This is a genomic window from Streptomyces sp. WAC00040 (assembly GCF_056835925.1).
Genome location: NZ_JAKQZE010000001.1, coordinates 928566 through 948893 on the forward strand (window position 1 = coordinate 928566; position 20328 = coordinate 948893).

The window sequence follows — 20328 nt, forward strand, 5'->3', positions numbered from 1 at the left end:
GGTTCCATGGATCCATGGCTACCAGCAGCGTCGTCGTCGAGCGTCTGATCCTCGCACCGCCCGGTCCCGTGTGGCAGGCCCTGACCGACATCCGGGGCTGGGAGCGCACGCTCAGCGGCGTGGAGCGGATCGAAGTGCTGAGCGAGGGCGACTTCGGCGTGGGCACCAGGTGGCGGGAGACCCGGCGAATGCTGGGCAAGGAGGCCACGGAGGAGATGTACGTGACGGCCAGCGAGCCGCCCGAGCGCTATGTGGTGGAGGCCGATTCCCAAGGCACCCACTACGTCTCCGAGTTCCACCTGCTCACCGCGGGCCCGGAGGCGACGACCGTCCGGCTGACGTTCCGCGCCGAGCCGCCCGGCGGCTTCATGGGACTGCTCGCCAAGGTCTTCGGCAAGCTCGGCGCCAGGGCCGTCCGCAAGGCGATCGTGAGGGATCTGGACGACGTCGCCGCCGCGGTGGAGCACCGCACCCGCTGACGGCAGCACCCTCCGCCCGCCGGTCCGACCGTCCCCCGCGTTTCACCGGCCGGCCTCACCGTCATTGACGTCGCCCTGCGCCGGCACCGGCCGCCGAAGCACCGCTCGGCGACGGCAACGGACGGGGAGAGAGCGGACTTTATCCGGCGCACGCATGTTCCGCTGGAAAATGCCAGAAGTCCCCCCAACGGGCGGCACGTTGCGTAACCTCTCCGTCACTGCCGTGTTCGTGCGCGGCACACCGAGGCGGGGAGGGGAGTCCGCGTGCCCGGAATCGACGAGTGTCTGCTGCAAGCCATGGTGGTGCCCGGGGCCCGGGGGGCCGCGATCGTGGACTGGACCAGCGGTCTCGCCCTCGGCAGCATCGGAGAGACCCCCGGCGGCGACCACGAGGCGACCGCGGCGGAGACCGCCGAACTGGCCAGGATGGCCGCCGAGTACCCGACCTTCGCGCCCGAGGAGGAAGGGGCACCGGACGGCGCCAAGGGCTTACCCGTCGAGGACCTCATCGTCACCACACGCAACGGTTACCACGTGGTGCGCTTCGTGGAGACCACGTTCGACAGCAGTGTGTTCCTGCACATCTGGCTGGACCGGGAGACCGGGAATCTGGCGCTCGCCCGGCTGCGCCTCGCGGACCTCGCAGAGCGGCTGGTCCTCGGATGACCGCAGCGCCCACGGCCGTCTCCCCCATGCTCCTCAGGCTGGCGGAGGAGCGGGCCACCGGCGTCCTCGTCCGTGACCACGGCGCCCTCTACCTCGCGGACGGGCAGGTCGTGCACGCGGAGAGCCCGGCCGCACCCGGCGTCGAGGTGCTGCTGACCGCCGGCGGCCGGCTGGCCCCCGAGGGCTGGCAGGAGGCCGTGGCGAAGGCGGGCGCCCGCCGCGAGGTTGCCCGCTTCCTCGTCGAGAGCGGCCAGGTCGCCGGCGGAGAGATGGAGATCTGCCACCTCGGCGCCCTCCACGACGCGGCGTTCTTCGCCCTGGCGCCCGGCAGCGGGCCGACCCGCTTCCGCTACGGCGTCTCCCACTGGATCGGCGCCATACGTCCCGTGCCGGCCGTGGCGGTCGCCCGGGAGGCACGCCGGCGGCGCGGACTCCTCGACTCCGTGTGGCCGCACTCCGAGGTGGACACCGCGCCCCTGCGATGCCGCCCGCCCGACCACGGCGCGACGGCCACCCCTCGGCAGCGTGCGCTGCTGGAGCTCGCGGACGGTGTGCGCACGCCGTCCGCGATCGCGCGGGTGGTCGGGCGGCCCGCGTTCAACACCCTGCTCGAAGTACGGCGGATGGCCGCCGCGGGGCTCGTCGAGACACCGTCGGACCCCGCCGCACCCGATCCGGCCCCACTGCCCGCCTGGGTCGCCGATTTCGCCGTCGACCCGGACATCGCCCTGCTACGCCGGCTCCGCGACGCTCTGGAGGCAAGCCTGTGACACACCGCACGACCCACCGGGCCCTGCGCACACCGTCATGAGGCGCGCCCTGAGGCTGCGCGCCGAGAGGAGACAGCTCATGACGGCCGAGACCGAGGTGCTCGGTGAACTCAAGAGGTTGCGCGCCCGCGTGCCGCAGCTGACCGGCGGGCTCGCCGCGAGCGTCGACGGCCTGGTGCTTGCTGCGGACACGGAGGAGGCGGAGAGCGTCGCCGCGCTCACCGCCGCCGCGCTCGGCGTCGCGCTGCGGCTGAGTGAGGCCACCGGGCAGGGCGGCTTCAAGGAGCTGCTCGTCCGGGGCGAGGCGGGCTACGTCGCCACCTACGCGGCCGGCTCGTCGGCCGTGCTCACCGTCCTGGCCGAGCCACGCATCAACGTGGGCCGGCTCCATCTCGAGGCCCGTCGTGCCGGCGCCCGTATCGGGGCGCTGGTGGACGCCGCCCTCGAACGACCGGAGAACGCCTGACACATGGCCGCCACCCCCGAGGAACCCGCACCCGCACGAGCCCCTCGCACCACCCGATCCACCCGCACCACCGCGAGAACAACCAACCGACGGAAGGAAAGTGCGCCTGCCATGGCCAACACCGAAACAGCGCTGAAGGAAGCCATCACCATCGAGGGCGCCATCGGCGCCGCTCTCGTCGACTACACCAGCGGCATGGCGCTGGGCACCATCGGCGGCGGCAAGGAATTCGACCTCACCGTAGCCGCGGCCGGGAACACGGACGTGGTCCGTTCCAAGGTGCGCACGATGGAGCACCTCGGGCTCAAGGACGAGATCGAGGACATCCTCATCACCCTCGGCTCGCAGTACCACCTGATCCGCCTGATGAAGAGCCGTGGCTCCAACGGTCTCTTCCTCTACCTGGCGTTGGACAAGGATCGCGCGAACCTGGCGATGGCCCGGCACCAGTTGAAGAAGATCGAGGCCGATCTGGACGTCTGAGCCGTCCCTCAGCGCCGGCGCCGCGCCCCTCCGGGCGCGGCGTCGCCGGCGGCGATGCCGGTGATACGGAAGCCCTCGGTCTGCTTGCCGACCGGTCCCTTGGCCAGCCGGTCCGTGGGCAGCCACAGCAGCGTCTCCGTCGCGCGTTCACGCCGGCCCAGCCACACGGCCTTCAGCCACAGGCCGGTTCCCGCACCGGCGAGCAACGCACCGCCCGCGGCGGGCAGCACGAGCGAAGTCGCCACGGCGGCCAGGAAGGCGAGCAGCAGCCACCAGCGCCGCGGCCGCCGCACCACCCGCAGCGTCACCCGGCGGTCCTGGAGGACGTCGTGCCGGCCGGCACGGGTCGCCCTGTCCGCCAGGTGTGTGTAACGGCGGCGGCGTACGAGAGCGACCACGGCGGCGGTGACCAGGAACAGCGCCGCCCCGGCCAGGACCCCGATGCGACGTCCGGTGAGTCCGGGAAGCAGCAGCCCGGTCCCGGCAGCCAGGACCCCCAGCCACCACAGGGGCGCAGCCCCGGCTCTCACGACCACCGCCACCCGCGCCAGCGACTGCGTCCCGCGCCCCACGTCCGTGCTCCCTCCGGCAGATCCGATCCGTGGGCGCGGAGGTTAGCGGCCGTACATGAGTACCGTCTGAGAAACAGGGGCGGAAATCGGTCCGGTAAACGGCTCATTCCGCGAACAGGCCGCGTTCCGCCGCCTGCACGTCGAAGTCCTCCAGGCGTGCCTGCGCGTCCGGCAGACCGTCGCACATGGCCTCCAGAAGGACCCTCCCGAGCAGCATCGGCGCGCACGCGGTGTCGAAGGCCAGTCCGGTGCCGACCGCGGCCGGGATCAGCAGGTCACTGTGGGCGGCGACCGGGGCGAACGCCGAGTCGGCGACCGTCACCACCGTCAGACCCGCGGAGCGGCCGTACGCCAGTGCCTCCACGACCTCCTTGGGGTGGCGCGGCAGGGCGAAGCAGAGCAGCGCGCTCGCGCCCGCCCGCCGCGCCGCGTCGATGCGGTCAAGGAGCATCGAACCGCCCTCGTCGAGGAGCCGTACGTCCGGGTGCACCTTGGCGGCGAAGTAGGCGAAGCCTCTGGCCTGCGACGACGCGGCGCGCAGGCCCAGCACCGGCAGCGGCCGTGACGCCGCCAGCAACCGGCCGGCCTGCTCCACGGGCGCCGGCTCGGCGAGCATGGCGGCCAGGTGCTGCAGGTTCTCGATCTCGGCCTGCACGGCCTGCTGGTACTCGTTGTACACGTCGCCGATGTCGGGTGTCTCCGGCGGGACGACCTCGCGCAGATGCCTTCTCAGCGCGGGATAACCGTCGAAACCGAGCGCGACGGCGAAGCGGGTGACGGACGGCTGGCTGACGCCGGCCAGCTCCGCGAGCTCCACGCTCGACAGGAAGGGCACGTCCGCGGCACGGCGGACCATGCAGTGTGCGATGCGGCGCTGGGTGGGGGTGAGCCGGTGCCCCTCGAACAGCTGCTGCAGTCGTGCGGCAGGGCTGTCGCTCATGCCATCCCCCTCGTCCGGCCCGCTCGCCGTCGTCCTATTCACTCACCATGAACTCTGCATGACGATATGCAGACCGGGCAAGGCGAGGCGTACGAAAGCGGTTCAGGACGCGGCCCGCGGCTCCATGAACTCCAGCCGGTTGCCGACGTTGTCGTGGGCGTAGAAGCGGTCGTGGCCGGGGAATTCGCCGTCCCACGTCACCTCGTGTCCGCACTCCTCCAGCCGCTCTGCCAGGGCGCGCAGTGAACGGACGAGAATGCCGGGGTGCGCCTTGCGGGCGGGTGCGAAGTCCTGCTCGACACCGAGGTGGACCTCGAGACCGCCGCCGCGGAACCAGCAGCCGCCGCGGGCGGCCAGCACCGGGGGCTTCTCGAGCTCGGTCATGCCCAGCACGTCGCCCCAGAACCGGCGGCAGAGCTCCTCCGACCCCGGAGGGACGGCCAGCTGGACGTGGTGCAGGCCGCCGAGGACGTACTCGGCGGTCGGTGCGGTGCTGTGAGTGCTCATGTCGCCTCCCCCTGCGAATCGGCCTGACTCCGACGGCAGTCCGACCTCACATGCTGTCACAGCGCGACGGCCCTTTCCCGTTGTCCCCGGGGTGAAGAGGGGGGCTGTCCCCAATGACCCGGCGGCCCGCCCGACCGTAGCTTCGGTCCTATGGAAGCCCGCGACCCTGAGCTCAAGAAGGAGCTCGATGCCACCCTCCACGCCCGGCGCGAACTGGGCGAGGAGTACGACTCCGCGCTCGTCGAATCCTTCCTTGAGAAGGTCGAGGAGCGGCTCGACACCACGGTCGACCGCCGTGTCAGGCGCCAGCTGGCCGAGCAGCGGACGACCGCCGCCCGCAGCCCGGGCCGGCAGCGCTCCGCGGACAACTTCGGGGAGCGCTTCGGCTTCGGCATCATCACGATGGTCCTGGCCATCCCGCTCTCCGCGATCGGCGTCGCCAACGCGGACCTGCCCGGTCTGGTCGTCACCTGGCTCGGCATCGTCGGGGTGAACGTGGCCCACGCCGCCCACGGGTTGCCGTGGCAGCGCAGGTCGCGGAGCACCGGCTCGGACTGGGAGGACTGAGCGGCCGTCACCGCCGCTCGCGCCCTGTGCGCCGGCCGGCGCACAGGGCGCGAAGACTGTGCGCGGGGACCGCCGCACCCCCTGCCCGAGGGCCGGGGGGCGGGACGACGGCGGTCCCCGCGAAGGACACGGGCCGGGTCAGGACCGGTCCCCGTGTCCGGGGCGTCCTGGGAGTCCGGGAGCCGCTCCGGAAGTCCTGTGACGCCGCCAGTGGTGTCGGCCGGGGTACCTGCCCGGTCTCCCTGCCGACATCCACCAATGTGCCGTACGCGTGTTAAGCGGGTGCTGCGCGTACGTGACGCGCTCGTACCGATTGCGCGACAGGCGTCCGCAAACAGCTTGTCCGGCGGGCTACTTGGCGCCCTTGGCGAGGAACGCCAGCAGGTCCTGACGGCTCACCACGCCGGTGGGCTTGCCCTCGACCAGCACGATCGCCGCGTCCGCCGTCCCCAGCACCGACATCAGGTCGCCGACCGGTTCGCCGGAGCCGACCTGCGGCAGCGGTGCGGACATGTGCTTCTCCAGCGGGTCGCCGAGCGACGCGCGCTGGGTGAACAGGGCGTCCAGCAGCTCCCGCTCGACCACGGAGCCGATGACCTCCGCGGCCATCACGTCCGGGTGGCCGGCGCCCGGCTTGACGATCGGCATCTGGGAGACGCCGTACTCGCGCAGCACCTCGATGGCCTGGCCGACGGTCTCCTCCGGGTGCATGTGCACCAGGCTGGGGATGCCGCCGTGCTCCTTGTCGCGCAGCACGTCGCCGACGTTCGCGACGCCCTCGCCCTCCAGGAAGCCGTAGTCGGCCATCCACTCGTCGTTGAAGATCTTGCTCAGGTAGCCGCGGCCGCTGTCCGGCAGCAGGACGACGACGATGTCGTCGGGGCCGAGCCGCTCCGCGACGCGCAGCGCGGCGACGACCGCCATGCCGCAGGAGCCGCCCACCAGGAGGCCCTCCTCCTTGGCGAGCCGGCGCGTCATCTGGAAGGAGTCCTTGTCGGACACGGCGACGATCTCGTCGGTCACGGTCCGGTCGTAAGCGGAGGGCCAGAAGTCCTCGCCGACGCCCTCGACGAGATAAGGACGGCCGGAACCGCCGGAGTAGACGGAGCCCTCGGGGTCCGCGCCGACGATCCTGACCTTGCCGTCACTGACCTCCTTCAGGTACCGACCGGTGCCGGAGATCGTGCCGCCGGTGCCGACGCCCGCGACGAAGTGGGTGATCCGCCCGTCCGTCTGGTCCCACAGCTCGGGCCCGGTGGTCTCGTAGTGGGAGCGCGGGTTGTTGGGGTTGGAGTACTGGTCCGGCTTCCAGGCGCCCGGCGTCTCGCGCACCAGCCGGTCGGAGACGTTGTAGTACGAGTCCGGGTGCTCCGGGTCGACGGCCGTGGGGCAGACGACGACCTCGGCACCGTAGGCGCGCAGCACATTGATCTTGTCCGTGGACACCTTGTCCGGGCAGACGAAGATGCACTTGTAGCCCTTCTGCTGGGCCACGATGGCAAGTCCGACGCCGGTGTTGCCGCTGGTGGGCTCGACGATGGTGCCGCCGGGCTTGAGCGCGCCGCTCTCCTCGGCCGCCTCGATCATCCGCAGGGCGATCCGGTCCTTCACCGACCCGCCGGGGTTGAAGTACTCGACCTTGGCCAGGACCGTCGCCGAAATGCCTGCGGTCACGCTGTTCAGCTTCACCAGCGGGGTGTCGCCGACCAGGCTGATCATCGAATTGTGGATACGCACAATGTTCTCCGGGGTCTCCGTGATGGTTCGCCCAGCGTAAGCGGGCGGCCGCGGGATTGGGCGACGGTCGCTACGGGGCAGTTAGCTCTTGGAAGGCGACGAAGCCTGCGAGGGCCGCAGCACACGAGGCTGCGGCCCCGGTGGGTTGCGAGGAGGTGGCACGGACTGTGTCGAGAGCGAGGGTGGCGCGGCGCATCGCGGCCGGCGCGGCATACGGCGGGGGCAGCATCGGGCTGCTCGGGGCGGCGGCGGTGGGCCTGGTGCTGGCCGAGGTCCAGCTGGCCAAACGCACGGTCGGCGGGGGCCGGGCGCCCATCCCTCCGCGCGGCGACGGTCTCTACGGGCTGGCCTTCGGCCGGGAGAACCCGCTGCATCTCGGCGTCCTCGGCGACTCGACCGCGGCCGGCCAGGGTGTGCGCAGGGCCGGCCAGACTCCCGGGGCGCTGCTGGCGTCCGGGCTGGCGGCGGTGGCGGAGCGGCCGGTGGAGGTCCGCAACATCGCACTGCCCGGGGCGCGGTCCGACGACCTCGAGCGGCAGGTCACGCAACTGCTCGCGGACCGGTCGAGGACCCCGGACGTGTGCGTGATCATGATCGGCGCCAACGACGTCACCCACCGGATGCCGCCGACGGAGTCCGTGCGCTACCTGGCCGCCGCCGTCCGCAGACTGCGCACGGCGGGCGCGGAGGTGGTCGTCGGCACCTGCCCCGACCTCGGGACGATCGAGCCGGTCTACCAGCCGCTGCGCTGGATGGCCCGCCGCGTGAGCCGCCAGCTGGCCGCGGCGCAGACGATCGTGGTGGTCGAGCAGGGCGGGCGGACGGTCTCGCTGGGCGATCTGCTCGGCCCGGAGTTCGCGGCCAACCCGCGGGAGATGTTCGGCGTGGACAGCTACCACCCGTCGGCGGAGGGCTACGCGACGGCCGCCATGGCGATGCTGCCGACGCTGTGCGCGGTGCTCGGCCTGTGGCCGGAGACCGACGTGCTGGACGCGGACCGGGACGAGGACATGCTGCCGGTGGCCCGGGCGGCCGCGACGGCCGCTTCCGAGGCGGGCACGGAGGTCACGGGCGCCCGCGCGCCCTGGGCCCTGCTCAAGCACCGCCGTCGCCGTCGTCTGCCTCCGGCCACGGAGACCGCCTCCCCCGCCACCACGACGCACGCCGAGCCCGCCAGGGGTCACGCGGGCCCCGCGCACTGATTGGCCGGGCGCCCGGACCTGCCGTACACGCCGCTTCAGCGGTGTACGGCAGGCCCGGGCGTACGCGGCCTCGCCGCCTGCCGGCAGGGCCTCGCGGGAGGCCGGGCCTATGGGGGCGGAATCCGGGCGGCGTATCGGTTTCGGGGCCGTCCTCGGCGGGGAAGGGCAAGCCGGGAGGGCGCATAAGCAAGCGCCCGCTTAGAAAAGAGGCCCGCATCACACCATCCGCGCAGTGACCCGCGCGGTACGTACGGGTAACTTCCCAACCAGCCCTTCCGTCTTCCCCTCATGGAGCCGTGATGCCCGAAGCCGTGATCGTCTCTGCCGCCCGTTCCCCGATCGGCCGGGCCTTCAAGGGCTCGCTCAAGGACGTCCGCCCGGACGACCTGACCGCCGAGATCATCAAGGCCGCCCTCGCCAAGGTGCCCGAGCTCGACCCGCGTGACATCGACGACCTGATGCTCGGCTGCGGCCTCCCCGGGGGCGAGCAGGGCAACAACCTGGGCCGCATCGTGGCCGTGCAGATGGGGATGGACCACCTCCCCGGCTGCACCGTCACCCGCTACTGCTCCTCCTCGCTCCAGACGTCCCGGATGGCGCTGCACGCCATCAAGGCCGGCGAGGGCGACGTCTTCATCTCGGCGGGTGTCGAGACGGTGTCCCGCTTCGTGAAGGGCAACTCCGACAGCCTGCCGGACACGCACAACCCGTTCTTCGCCGAGGCCGAGGCCCGCACAGTCGCCGTCGCGGAGTCCGAGGGCTCCACGTGGCACGACCCGCGCGAGGACGGCCTGGTGCCGGACGCGTACATCGCGATGGGGCAGACCGCGGAGAACCTGGCCCGCCTCAAGGGCATCACCCGCCAGGACATGGACGAGTTCGGCGTCCGCTCGCAGAACCTCGCGGAGGAAGCCATCAAGAACGGCTTCTGGGAGCGTGAGATCACCCCCGTGACCACGCCCGACGGCACGGTCGTCAGCAAGGACGACGGTCCGCGCGCCGGAGTCACCCTCGAGGGCGTCGAGGGCCTGAAGCCCGTCTTCCGCCCCGACGGCCTGGTCACCGCCGCGAACTGCTGCCCGCTGAACGACGGTGCCGCCGCGCTCGTCATCATGAGCGACACCAAGGCCCGCGAACTGGGCCTCACGCCGCTCGCCCGGATCGTCTCCACCGGCGTCTCCGGCCTCTCCCCCGAGATCATGGGCCTCGGCCCGGTCGAGGCGTCCAAGCAGGCCCTGCGGCGCGCCGGCCTGACCACGTCGGACATCGACCTGGTCGAGATCAACGAGGCGTTCGCCGCGCAGGTCATCCCCTCGTACCGTGACCTCGGCTTCGACCTGGACAAGGTCAACGTCAACGGCGGAGCGATCGCGGTCGGCCACCCCTTCGGCATGACCGGCGCGCGGATCACGGGCACGCTGATCAACAGCCTCCAGTTCCACGACAAGCAGTTCGGCCTCGAGACGATGTGCGTGGGCGGCGGCCAGGGCATGGCGATGGTCATCGAGCGGCTGAGCTGAGCCGTAGCGGAGGGTAGGGGTCGCCCGAGGAACGAGGGCGGCACCTGCCCACAGCGGTGGCGAAGCGAACGCGACCCCACAACGCCGGCGGCTGAGCTGAGCCGTAGCGGAGGGTAGGGGTCGCCCGAGGAACGAGGGCGGCACCTGCCCACAGCGGTGGCGAAGCGAACGCGACCCCACAACGCCGGCGGCTGAGCCGAGCCGTAGCGTTCAAAGCCGTGGTGAGCGGCCGGGCCCGGTCCGGGACGCTGCCGTGGATCTCAGTTCGTGACTGAATCTCCCCCAGGATGTGACCTATCTCCTGGGGGAGGCGCCTTTTTGCAGGTCAGGCCCGATCCGCCGGTAAACGCCGGGCGCAAAGTCCTGTCCAATTGGTGACGTAATGCACTGACAGAGTGCGCGGGTTCATCGCAAGCTGATGTAGAAGTCGGGGGATCCGATTGAAACCGGGAGTAAGTCAGTGAGCGCCATGTCTCTTGCCCTGCTGCTGACCACGGCCGCCGCCACGGCCGTGGGCGCCGCTGCCCTGCACGCCGCCCATGGGCTCCGTAAGGAGGTGGCCGCCCTGCGCAGCGAGCTCGCCGAGGCGTCCGGGCTCGCCCGCACCGTCTCCGTACCCAAGGCACGCACCAGTGATGCCGCCGAGATACGGGCGGCCGTCGCCGAAGCGCTCGCCGAGGAACGGGAGCGCGAGCTGGCCGAGGCGCGGGCCTTCTGGGCCGCGCAGGAGGCGCGTGACGCCGCAGACGCCTCCGCCCGCTACTCCGGCGAGGGCTCCGGTTCCGGATCCGCGTCGGGGTCCGCGCTCGGCGGTCTGTCGGGCATCGGCGACGAGATCCCGCCGTTCTACGTCCCGCGCCAGGCCGACTTCGTGGGCCTGGAGTCCATGGGCCTCGAGTCGACGGACCTGGAGTCGCTGGATCTGGACGGCGTCGACGGGCTCGACGAGATGGCCGACCTCCCCGAGGTCACCGAGTTCGCTGAGGACTCCCCCGAACTGGCCGCCGCCCGCCGCCGGCACCCTTCCCACCCGGACTTCGTGCCGGTCCAGACGCCAGTCGTCACCGACCATGAGCGCACCGTGTCGAAGCTCGAGGAGCTGGCGGAGACGGGCATCGAGCTCGCGGACGTCCGCCCCGGCCCGCTGGGCACCCTGGACGTGTACGTCTTCGCCGACGGCACGACCCTGTGCATGACCCCGGGCCACCGGGAGACCGCTGAGCGCCTCGCGGACGCGCTGCGCGCGGGCACCGCGCCGGTGCTGCTGGGCGGCTCGGGTGTGTCGGGCGCGTACGCCCTGACGTTCTCCTGCGGCGACGAGAGCGTGTACATCCTCGCCGACCGCGTGATCGCCTCCCACTGAGCCACCTAGCCCGGCCGCTCGCCCGCCCCCCGGATCCCGGGGGCGCCGCCCGGAGTTCTACAGCCCCGAGCGGTCGGCGGCGGACCGCACCAGCGCGACCGCCTCGTCCACTTCCCTTGACGCGTCCGGCACCGGCCGAAGCGCTTCGGCCAGATCGCGAGCGGCCACCATCAGCTGGTCCGCGACCGCGAACACCCCCGCGTCGGGCATGATCCTCGGCTCCCGTCCGGGCTCCTCGATCCGCTGCGCCCTTTTCGCGAGTTCCCTGGCCAGGGCCAGTGCCTCCGCCGCCGCGCCCCGCTGGAGCCGGCTCTGCGGCGCGGCCCGCAGACGGTCCGCGAAGCGGTCCGCCGCGGCGATCAGTCCCGTCGTATCAAGCACGCCGCGACCCTACGCGCCCTCCCGGGACTGTTGCCAATACGCGCACGCTCAGGCACGGTGGCGTGAAGAGCACACGCGCAATGCGTCCGGAGGCGCCGATGTCCCAAGTCTTCTCCGAAGAGACCCACCGAAATCTGCTCTCCCGAATCCCCCAGTGCACCGGTCGTGACATCTCCGACTGGCTCCGCACCGTCGACGAAGGACCGTCTCTCTTCAATTTCGAGGAGAAGGTCAGCTGGCTCCGGGGCGAACACAACCTCGCGTACGGACATGCGAAAGCGATCATCCACGAGTACGACCTGAGGCGGGCCGCGCGCAAGCTGCTCTAGTGGCCTCAGGTGCCGACACGAGGAAGGGCCCGCAGGCAGTGCCTGCGGGCCCTTCGTGCGACCGGCTTCCCGGCCGCCGCGCCGACTAGTCGTCGCCGCTGAAGATGGCCACCAGACGCAGCATCTCCAGGTAGATCCACACCAGCGTCACGGTCAGGCCGAAGGCGGCCAGCCAGGACTCCTGGCGCGGCGCGCCGTAGGTGATGCCGTCCTCGATCTCCTTGAAGTTCAGGGTGAGGAAGAAGCAGCCGATCAGGATGGCCAGGATGCCGACGACCGCGCCGAGCGGCCCGAAGCTGCGCAGACCGCCGTCCTCGGCGACGCCGAAGACCACGAGCAGCAGGTTCACCGCCATCACGGCGATGAAGGCGATCGCGATGGTCATACCGATGCGGGCGTACCGCGCGGTGACCCGGATCCAGCGCTGCTTGTACACGAACAGCATGGCGCCGGTGACGGCCATGGTGCCGAGCACGGCCTGGAAGGGCGCGCCGTCCCAGCGGCTGTTGTACATCTCGCTGATCACGCCGAGGAAGATGCCCTCGAAGGCGGCGTAGCTCAGGATCAGCGCGGGCGACGGGGTGCGCTTGAAGGACTGGACGATCGCGAGGACGAAGGCCACCAGGGCCGAGCCGATGGCGATGCCGTAGCTGCTGGGGGAAACCGGCAGGACGGCCCAGGCGAGGACCGCACCGAGAACCACGACGCCCAGCGTCATGCCGGTGCGCGTGACGACGTCGTCCATCGTCATGGCGTCCGTACGGACGGGCGCCGGAGCGCCGTACTGGGTGCCTGCCGGGGCGTAGGGGTTGGTCGCGTAAGGGTTGCCGGCGCCCTGGGCGTAGGGGTTCGTTCCTACGGCGGGGCCCCCGGCCTGCGGCTGCTGCTGCGCGTTGAAGCCGGCGTAGCCGTTGTCACGGCTGAACCCCCGTCGCGAGAAGACCGGGTTGCTGCTCCTCATCTCACTCCTCCTTGGCCACCGTGCGCGGCCTAGAAGTCAAGAGTAATGCGGAAGCAAAGCGAACACTCTAGTGCTCGGGGAGGATCTTTCCGGGATCGTGACAGTGGAGCACGGCACGGGGCTCCACAGAGGGTGACCGTGTGCCGGGCGGTGGGGCGTCGAGGTGCCCGGAGCCGGACTCGAACCGGCACGCCCCGAGGGGCAGCGAGGTTTAAGCTCGCCGTGTCTGCATTCCACCACCCGGGCGTGGCGCGAGGGCTCCGCTTTGGCACCCGAGCCTATCGGTGCAGATCGACTCGCCATCGGGGCGATGGCCCGATCTTGTCTTGTTCTGTTGGCTCCTGAGGGAGCGTCAGGCCAGGTCGGGGTGTGTGCGCACCCCCCTCGCACCCCCTGCGACCGCTGCCCCGGGCCCCTGGGAATGACGTAAAAGCGCCCTCCGGGTCCCCCTCGTCTCTCAGGGGCGCCGTCATACCCAAGGAGGAGGAGCGGGCCGCCCGGTCCGACCGGAGAGGGCCCCGGGAACGGGCACCGGGAGTGACGATTCCCGCCGCCGGCGCGGACAGGATGAGGGAGTCAGCACGGCACACCCCCGACAGGAGCTCCCCTCGTGACCACCACCCCCATCGCTCACCGCGCCACCGCCGTGGCCGCCCGCGCCACGGACCTGTCCAAGGTGTACGGACAGGGCGAGACCCAGGTGGTCGCGCTGAACCATGTGAGCGTCGACTTCCGGCAGGCCGAGTTCACCGCGATCATGGGCCCGTCCGGCTCCGGCAAGTCGACGCTGATGCACTGCGTCGCCGGTCTGGACTCCTTCAGCTCCGGCTCCGTGCGCATCGGCGAGACCGAGCTCGGCAGCCTGAAGGACAAGCAGCTCACACAGCTGCGCCGCGACAAGATCGGCTTCATCTTCCAGGCGTTCAACCTGCTGCCGACGCTGACCGCGATGGAGAACATCACGCTGCCCATGGACATCGCGGGCCGTAAGCCCGACCGGGAGTGGCTGGAGCGGGTCATCGACATGGTGGGCCTGCGCGACCGGCTCGGTCACCGGCCGACCGAACTCTCTGGCGGCCAGCAGCAGCGCGTCGCCGTCGCCCGCGCCCTCGCCTCCCGGCCGGAGATCATCTTCGGTGACGAGCCGACCGGAAACCTCGACTCGCGCTCCGGCGCGGAGGTGCTCGGCTTCCTGCGCAACTCGGTTCGCGAGCTCCGCCAGACCGTGGTCATGGTGACCCACGACCCGGTGGCCGCCTCCTACGCCGATCGGGTGATCTTCCTGGCGGACGGCGCGATCGTCGACGAGATGATCAGCCCCACCGCCGACGGCGTCCTCGACCGGATGAAGGCCTTCGACGCCAAGGGCCGCACGAGCTGACGTCGCCGGGCCCCTACCGGCCCGTTCTCCCGCCCGGAGCCTCGCGCGCCCGCCCCGGGCTCCCGTGGCACGCCCCGGCGCCCCCGGCCGCCGCGCAGTACGCGCCCTGCCCCGCGCGCCTCCAAGACCTCACCTGTCACCGCCCGGCCCGCGGCCGGCCCCGCCGGGCCGCCCGCGAGGACGCCGGTGCCCGTTCCCAGGACACCCACATGTTCCGTACCGCCCTGCGCAATGTGCTCGCGCACAAGGCCAGGTTGCTGATGACCGTGCTCGCCGTGATGCTCGGCGTGGCCTTCGTGTCCGGCACCCTGGTCTTCACCGACACCCTCGGCAACGCCTACCGCAACCAGTCCGCCAAGAGCTACGACAAGGTCGCGGTCGCCGTGACGACCTACATCGACCCGAGCGAGGCCGCGAAGGACGCCGGCATCGACGAGAAGACCCTGGAGAAGATCCGGGGCGTCGACGGCGTCGCCTCCGCGGCCGGCCGGGTCTCCGGCTTCGCCGGCGTCGCCGATCAGGACGGCAAGCTCATAGGCAACGGCTGGTCCAACACCGGCGCGAACTTCGCCCCGGGCAAGGACGGCAAGGACGCCGCATACACCTTCACCGCCGGTGAGGGGCCGCGGGAGGACCGCGAGATCGCGCTCGACAAGGACTCCGCCGCCAAGGGCGGGTACAAGGTCGGCGACACCGTGCGGGTGGCCACCAACGGCCCGGTGAAGGAGTACACCCTCGCCGGTGTGTTCACCACCGAGGACGGCGCGGTCAACGCGGGCGGCAGCCTGGTCCTGTTCGACACCGCCGTGGCCCAGCAGCTCTACCTCCGGCCCGGCTATTTCTCGGACGTCACCGTGACTTCCGAGGCCGGCGCCTCCGACACGAAGATCCTCGCGGCCGTGAAGCCGCTGCTGCCCAAGGACTCCGAGGCACAGACCGGCAAGGAGCTGGCCGACGAGCAGGCTGAGCAGATCGAGAGCGGCCTGTCGAACATGAACACGATGCTGCTCGCGTTCGCGGCCATCGCCCTGTTCGTAGGCGTCTTCCTGATCGCCAACACCTTCACCATGCTGGTCGCCCAGCGCACCAGGGAGCTGGCGCTGCTTCGGGCCGTCGGCGCCTCCCGCCGACAGGTCAAGCGCTCGGTGATCCTCGAGGCGCTGGTCGTCGGGGCCGTCGCCTCGGTGGTCGGCTTCGTGCTGGGCCTCGGGCTGGCGACGGGTCTGAGGTCGGCGATGAGCACCTTCGGCGCCAAGGTGCCCGCGGGACCGCTGGTCGTCTCACCCACCGCGGTGGCCGCCGCCCTGGCCGTCGGTGTGCTGATCACGGTGCTGGCGGCATGGCTGCCCGCCCGCCGGGCCGCGAAGATCCCGCCGGTGGCGGCGATGAGCAGCGTCCACGCGGTCGCCACCACCAAGTCGCTGGTGCTGCGGAACACCATCGGCGGCGTGCTCACCCTGCTCGGCGCGGCCGCGATCGTCGCCGGCGCGGCGGCCGGCTCCGACGGCCGGACGATCATCGGCGGCGGCGCGTTCCTGGCGCTGGTCGGCATCATCGTCCTGATCCCGCTGCTGTCCCGCCCGGTGATCGCGCTGGTGCGGCCGCTGCTGCACCGTCTCTTCGGGGTGTCGGGCAAGCTCGCCGGACAGAACGCGGTGCGCAACCCGCGCCGTACGGGCGCCACCGCCTCCGCGCTGGCGATCGGTCTCACCCTGGTCACCGGGATCTCGGTGCTGGGCGCCACGATGGGCCGCGCCGTCGACCAGATGACCACGGACAACATCCGGGCCGACTACATGGTCTCCATGGCCGGCGGCGGCGCGCTGGACCGGTCGGCGCTCGACGCGATCGAGAAGGCCGAGGGCGTCAGCGCCGTCTCCCCGCAGCAGGCCTCCTCGATGGAGATCAAGGGCAACTGGCACTCGGCCTCCGCGGTCACCCCGGGCGACGTGGAGAAGGTCTTCGACCTGGAGACGGTCTCGGGCTCGCTCGCCACGCTCGGCAAGGGGCAGATCGCGGTCGACGACGACACCGCGAGGTCGAACGGCTGGAAGACCGGTGACACGCTGCCCGCCGAGTTCGGCCAGGAGGGCAAGAAGGAGACCAAGAACCTGACGGTCGGCGCCATCTACAAGGGCAACGAGTTCCTCTCCCCGATCCTGGTCGCCACCGACGTCGTCGCCCCCTACGAGCCGAAGCCGTACATCCCCGAGATCTGGGTGACGATGGACGGCGGCGCCAGTGCGGCGAACGAGCAAGCGCTGGTCGACGCGCTGGGCGACAACCCGGCGATGAGCGTCATGGACCAGCAGGACATCCGGAACATGTTCGGCGGATTCATCAACACGGCGCTGAACATCATGTACGGGCTGCTGGCGATGGCCCTGATCATCGCGGTGCTCGGCGTCATCAACACCCTGGCGATGTCCGTCTTCGAGCGTCAGCAGGAGATCGGCATGCTGCGGGCGATCGGCCTCGACCGCGGCAAGGTGAAGCGGATGATCCGGCTGGAGGCCGTCGTGATCTCGGTCTTCGGCGCGGTGGTCGGCATCGGTCTCGGCTCGTTCCTCGCCTGGGCGATCGGCGAGACGATCCGCAAGGAGATCCCCGGCTATGTGCTGGTCATGCCGTGGGACCGGATCGGGCTCTTCCTGCTGCTGGCCGGTGTGGTCGGTGTGCTGGCGGCGCTGTGGCCGGCCCGGAGCGCGGCGAAGCTGAACATGCTGACGGCGATCAAGACCGAGTAGATGTCCGGGGCGGGGCCCTGTGGGCGTGTGCTGTGCGCGCGCCCACGGGGCCCCGCGTCGTTCGTACGTCCGGCGGAGAGCATTCAGCGCCAGTCGCGGCTCCGCAGCGGCACTCCCGAGTCGCCGCTGTCGGGGGTCCTCACGGCGAGGATCTGGTTGACGCCGATCCTGTTGCGCTCGAAGGAGACCGCGGAGGCGGCCATGTAGAGCCGCCACACCCGGGCACGACCGGCCGACGTGTACCGCGCGGCCTCGGGCCATGCCTTCTCGAGATTGGCGACCCAGGCGCGCAGGGTGCGGGCGTAGTGCTCGCGGATGGCGTGGACGTCCCGGACCTCGAAGCCGGCGTCCTCCAGGGTGGCGACGGTACGGCCGAGGGGCGCGAGTTCGCCGTCGGGGAAGACGTATCGGTCGATGAACTCGTCGACCCGGTAGGCCGATTCGTTCTTCTCGGGCCGGCGGGCGATCTGGTGGTTGAGCAGCCGACCGCCCGGCACGAGGAGCGAGAACAGCTGGTCGGCGTATTCGCGGTAGCGGACCCGGCCGACGTGTTCCGCCATGCCGATGGACGAAATGGCGTCGTACGGACCGTCCCTGACGTCCCGGTAGTCCTGGACCCGGATCTCGATCCGGTCGGTGAGACCCTCGTCGGCGATGCGCTTGCGGGCGTAGACGGCCTGCTCACGCGAGAGTGTCACGCCGGTGACACGGGCGCCGTACTCGCGGGCGGCGTGGACGGCCATGGAACCCCAGCCGCAGCCCACGTCGAGGAGCCGGTCGCCCTGCTTCAGCCCGAGCTTGCGGCAGACCAGGTCGAGCTTGTCGCGCTGGGCCTCCTCCAGGGTGCCCGCCTGGTCCCAGTAGGCGCACGAGTAGACCATGGACGGCCCGAGCACGAGCTCGTAGAAGTCGTTGCCGACGTCGTAGTGGTGACTGATGGCCTCCTTGTCGCGCCGCTTGGTGTGCAGCGGGCCGGTACGCCGGCGCACCTCCTCGACGGGCGGGGCCGGCGGGGGCAGCGGCCCACCGAGCTTCAGCAGATCGAGGGCGGCCGCCCGCAGCCTCGGGTCCCGCGCGGCGCGTACCGCACGTACGGCGCTGTGCCGCTCGCCGCCGCGCTCCCAGAAGATCCCGGCGAGCAGGTCGAGGACCTCGTACAGGTCGCCGTCGACGTCGACCTCCCCGGCGACCCAGGCCCGTGCGAGCCCCAGCTCGCCCGGACGCCACAAAAGCCGCCGCAGGGCGCGCCGGTGGCGTACGACGAGGGTGGGCGCGCCCGGCGGTCCGGCTTCGCTGCCGTCCCATGCGCGGAGGCGGACCGGGAGCGGTGTCCCCAGCAGTTCCTCGGCGAGAGTGGTCAGCCGCAGTGCGGCGTCGGCCATGGCGCACACCTCCGTGACGGTGGTTCCCACGAACGCCCCGCGGGCCCCGCACCGCGGGACCGCACGGTTACATTCCTTCAACAACGTGACCACCGTGTGTGCTTCCCCGCACTACGCAATGCACAGGCAAAAAGGCGGGAAACGGCACCTGGTCGGAGTCAGCGCGCCCGCGGGCAGGGCAGGCACCCCCGGGCGGGCGGGTGGAGCGCGCCGGAGGGTGTTGAGGAACGCCGAAGGGGCCGCCCGCACCACGGATGGCGGGCGGCCCCTTCGGGGACAGCGGTACCGCTAGGAGGCCTTGGCCTTCTCGGCCTCCGGCTTGGCGGCGACCGGAGCCGGCTTGGCGGCCTCGTAGAACTCCTCGCGGGGGCTCTCCATCGCGCCGAGGGAGACGACCTCGCGCTTGAGGAACATCGCCAGCGTCCAGTCGGCGAACACGCGGATCTTGCGGTTCCACGTCGGCATGGCCATGCCGTGGTAGCCGCGGTGCATGTACCAGGCGAGCCGGCCCTTGAGCTTGATCTTCACCTTGCCCATGACGATCATCGCGACGCCCTTGTGCAGGCCGAGACCGGCGACCGCGCCCTTGTTCGCGTGCTCGTAGTCCTTCTGCGGGAAGCCGCGCATCCCGGAGATGACGTTGTCGCCGAGGACCTTGGCCTGGCGCAGCGCGTGCTGGGCGTTCGGCGGGCACCAGGCGTTCTCGACACCGGCCTTGCGGGCGGCCATGTCCGGGACCTGGGCGTTGTCGCCGGCGGCCCAGATGTAGTCGGTGCCCTGGACCTGGAGCTTCTCGCTGCAGTCCACGTGGCCGCGGGGGCCGAGCGGCAGGCCGTAGCGGGCCAGCGCCGGGTTCGGCTTCACACCGGCGGTCCACACGATGGTGCTGGAGTCGACCTCGAGGCCGTTCTTCAGCACCACGTGGCCGTCGACGCACGAGTCCATCGAGGTGGAGAGGTAGATCTCGACCCCACGGGCCTCGAGGTGCTCCTTGCCGTACTTGCCCAGCTTCGGGCCGACCTCGGGAAGGATCTTGTCGGCGGCGTCGACGAGGATGAAACGCATGTCCTCGCGCTTGACGTTGCTGTAGTACTTCGCAGCGTCACGGGCCAGGTCCTCGACCTCGCCTATGGTCTCGGCGCCGGCGAAGCCACCGCCGACGAAGACGAAGGTCAGCGCCTTGCGGCGGACGTCCTCGTCGGTCGTCGAGTCGGCCTTGTCCAGCTGCTCGAGCACGTGGTTGCGAAGGCCGATGGCCTCTTCGATGCCCTTCATGCCGATGCCCTGCTCGGCGAGGCCGGGGATCGGGAAGGTACGGGAGATCGCGCCGAGGGCGATCACCAGGTAGTCGAAGGGCAGCTCGTACGCCTCGCCGACGAGCGGCGAGACCGTCGCGACCTTGCGGTCCTGGTCGATGGTCGTGACCCGACCGGTGAGAACCTCTGCCTTGGGCAGCACGCGTCGCAGCGGGACGACGACATGCCGAGGCGAGATGCTGCCGGCGGCAGCTTCGGGGAGGAAGGGCTGGTACGTCATGTACGACCGCGGGTCGACGACCGTGACGGTCGCCTCGCCGTAGCGCATCTTCTTGAGAATGCGCCGAGCTGCGTACAGGCCTACGTACCCACCGCCTACAACGAGGATCCTGGGACGCTCCGTGGTGCTCATGCCATCGAGTATCCACCCCCCTCGGAGGGGGCGCTCGTGAGCCCCTTCACAAGGTGTTGGCTCCACTCTGCTACACTCCGCCGCCCACGTGACCCAGGTCATGGTTGCCAGGGGGAACCACAGGGCACCGGGGGACGTTGATCACCCCTCTGAGCTGGACCCTAGGGCTGCAGGGCCGCTGGACCGCCGCTCCTTGGGCTCTGGGGG

General features: G+C 71.1%; 20 protein-coding genes and 1 tRNA gene. 12 read left to right on the forward strand and 9 right to left on the reverse strand.

Annotation, left to right across the window (positions count from 1 at the left end; all coding sequences use genetic code 11):
- Window positions 1-14 precede the first annotated feature (14 nt).
- The 5 genes from MDN94_RS04190 (at window position 15) to MDN94_RS04210 (ending at window position 2864) form a co-directional block, all read left to right on the forward strand.
- Window positions 15-479: an SRPBCC family protein gene (locus MDN94_RS04190; RefSeq protein ID WP_441267019.1), complete on the forward strand. Its 465-nt coding sequence runs from the start codon at window positions 15-17 to the stop codon at window positions 477-479.
- 264 nt (window positions 480-743) lie between these two features.
- Window positions 744-1145 carry a hypothetical protein gene (locus MDN94_RS04195; RefSeq protein WP_482724619.1) on the forward strand — a complete coding sequence of 134 codons (402 nt, stop codon included), beginning with the start codon at window positions 744-746 and terminating at the stop codon, window positions 1143-1145.
- Window positions 1142-1915, forward strand: coding sequence for a transcriptional regulator (locus MDN94_RS04200; protein ID WP_482724620.1), 774 nt, complete (start codon window positions 1142-1144; stop codon window positions 1913-1915). Before MDN94_RS04195 ends, MDN94_RS04200 begins: the two co-directional genes overlap by 4 nt.
- A 79-nt stretch (window positions 1916-1994) precedes the next feature.
- Window positions 1995-2381: a roadblock/LC7 domain-containing protein gene (locus MDN94_RS04205; RefSeq protein ID WP_482724621.1), complete on the forward strand. Its 387-nt coding sequence runs from the start codon at window positions 1995-1997 to the stop codon at window positions 2379-2381.
- Between the two features lie 111 nt (window positions 2382-2492).
- Window positions 2493-2864: a hypothetical protein gene (locus MDN94_RS04210; RefSeq protein WP_482724622.1), complete on the forward strand. Its 372-nt coding sequence runs from the start codon at window positions 2493-2495 to the stop codon at window positions 2862-2864.
- An 8-nt stretch (window positions 2865-2872) separates the two neighbouring features.
- Here the strand turns inward: MDN94_RS04210 and MDN94_RS04215 are convergent, their stop codons facing one another.
- The 3 genes from MDN94_RS04215 to MDN94_RS04225 form a co-directional block, all read right to left on the reverse strand.
- Window positions 2873-3436 (reverse strand): hypothetical protein, encoded by a 564-nt coding sequence (locus tag MDN94_RS04215; protein WP_482724623.1) that lies wholly within the window; start codon window positions 3434-3436, stop codon window positions 2873-2875.
- Between the two features lie 103 nt (window positions 3437-3539).
- Complete coding sequence (locus MDN94_RS04220; protein WP_482724624.1) at window positions 3540-4376, reverse strand: MurR/RpiR family transcriptional regulator; 837 nt, start codon at window positions 4374-4376, stop codon at window positions 3540-3542.
- 102 nt (window positions 4377-4478) lie between these two features.
- A complete protein-coding gene (locus MDN94_RS04225) occupies window positions 4479-4883 on the reverse strand; it encodes a VOC family protein (RefSeq protein WP_482724625.1) in 405 nt (134 codons plus the stop codon).
- 150 nt (window positions 4884-5033) lie between these two features.
- Here MDN94_RS04225 and MDN94_RS04230 point away from each other — a divergent pair, with 150 nt between their 5' ends.
- Window positions 5034-5450, forward strand: a complete 417-nt coding sequence (locus MDN94_RS04230; protein WP_482724626.1) for a hypothetical protein — start codon at window positions 5034-5036, stop codon at window positions 5448-5450.
- A gap of 351 nt (window positions 5451-5801) precedes the next feature.
- Here the strand turns inward: MDN94_RS04230 and MDN94_RS04235 are convergent, their stop codons facing one another.
- Window positions 5802-7187 (reverse strand): cystathionine beta-synthase, encoded by a 1386-nt coding sequence (locus MDN94_RS04235; protein WP_482724627.1) that lies wholly within the window; start codon window positions 7185-7187, stop codon window positions 5802-5804.
- Window positions 7188-7369: 182 nt separating this feature from the next.
- On the opposite strand from MDN94_RS04235, the gene MDN94_RS04240 reads away from it, so the two are divergent.
- From MDN94_RS04240 to MDN94_RS04250, 3 genes are all read left to right on the forward strand, one after another.
- Window positions 7370-8389, forward strand: a complete 1020-nt coding sequence (locus tag MDN94_RS04240) for an SGNH/GDSL hydrolase family protein (protein ID WP_482726997.1) — start codon at window positions 7370-7372, stop codon at window positions 8387-8389.
- Between the two features lie 299 nt (window positions 8390-8688).
- The gene (locus MDN94_RS04245) at window positions 8689-9909 is read left to right on the forward strand and encodes an acetyl-CoA C-acetyltransferase (protein ID WP_482724628.1); all 1221 of its coding nucleotides are present in this window, start codon (window positions 8689-8691) and stop codon (window positions 9907-9909) included.
- Between the two features lie 469 nt (window positions 9910-10378).
- The gene (locus MDN94_RS04250; RefSeq protein WP_482726998.1) at window positions 10379-11272 is read left to right on the forward strand and encodes a hypothetical protein; all 894 of its coding nucleotides are present in this window, start codon (window positions 10379-10381) and stop codon (window positions 11270-11272) included.
- Between the two features lie 57 nt (window positions 11273-11329).
- Here MDN94_RS04250 and MDN94_RS04255 read toward each other — a convergent pair whose 3' ends face one another.
- On the reverse strand, window positions 11330-11653 hold the full coding sequence (locus MDN94_RS04255; protein ID WP_482724629.1) for a hypothetical protein: 324 nt from the start codon (window positions 11651-11653) through the stop codon (window positions 11330-11332).
- 98 nt (window positions 11654-11751) lie between these two features.
- Between MDN94_RS04255 and MDN94_RS04260 the strand changes: the two genes are divergently transcribed.
- Window positions 11752-11982: a DUF4287 domain-containing protein gene (locus tag MDN94_RS04260; protein ID WP_482724630.1), complete on the forward strand. Its 231-nt coding sequence runs from the start codon at window positions 11752-11754 to the stop codon at window positions 11980-11982.
- A gap of 85 nt (window positions 11983-12067) precedes the next feature.
- On the opposite strand, the gene MDN94_RS04265 is transcribed toward MDN94_RS04260, so the two are convergent.
- On the reverse strand, window positions 12068-12943 hold the full coding sequence (locus MDN94_RS04265; protein WP_482724631.1) for a Bax inhibitor-1/YccA family protein: 876 nt from the start codon (window positions 12941-12943) through the stop codon (window positions 12068-12070).
- Between the two features lie 164 nt (window positions 12944-13107).
- Window positions 13108-13189: transfer RNA gene (locus MDN94_RS04270), tRNA-Leu, on the reverse strand.
- 364 nt (window positions 13190-13553) lie between these two features.
- Between MDN94_RS04270 and MDN94_RS04275 the strand changes: the two genes are divergently transcribed.
- Both MDN94_RS04275 and MDN94_RS04280 read left to right on the forward strand, forming a co-directional pair.
- Window positions 13554-14324: an ABC transporter ATP-binding protein gene (locus tag MDN94_RS04275; RefSeq protein ID WP_482724632.1), complete on the forward strand. Its 771-nt coding sequence runs from the start codon at window positions 13554-13556 to the stop codon at window positions 14322-14324.
- 209 nt (window positions 14325-14533) lie between these two features.
- Window positions 14534-17071 (forward strand): ABC transporter permease, encoded by a 2538-nt coding sequence (locus MDN94_RS04280; protein WP_482724633.1) that lies wholly within the window; start codon window positions 14534-14536, stop codon window positions 17069-17071.
- Window positions 17072-17154: 83 nt separating this feature from the next.
- Here the strand turns inward: MDN94_RS04280 and MDN94_RS04285 are convergent, their stop codons facing one another.
- Together MDN94_RS04285 and MDN94_RS04290 are read right to left on the reverse strand one after the other, a co-directional pair.
- Window positions 17155-18453, reverse strand: a complete 1299-nt coding sequence (locus tag MDN94_RS04285; protein WP_482724634.1) for a class I SAM-dependent methyltransferase — start codon at window positions 18451-18453, stop codon at window positions 17155-17157.
- Between the two features lie 288 nt (window positions 18454-18741).
- On the reverse strand, window positions 18742-20121 hold the full coding sequence (locus MDN94_RS04290) for an NAD(P)/FAD-dependent oxidoreductase (protein WP_482724635.1): 1380 nt from the start codon (window positions 20119-20121) through the stop codon (window positions 18742-18744).
- Window positions 20122-20328: the final 207 nt, after the last annotated feature.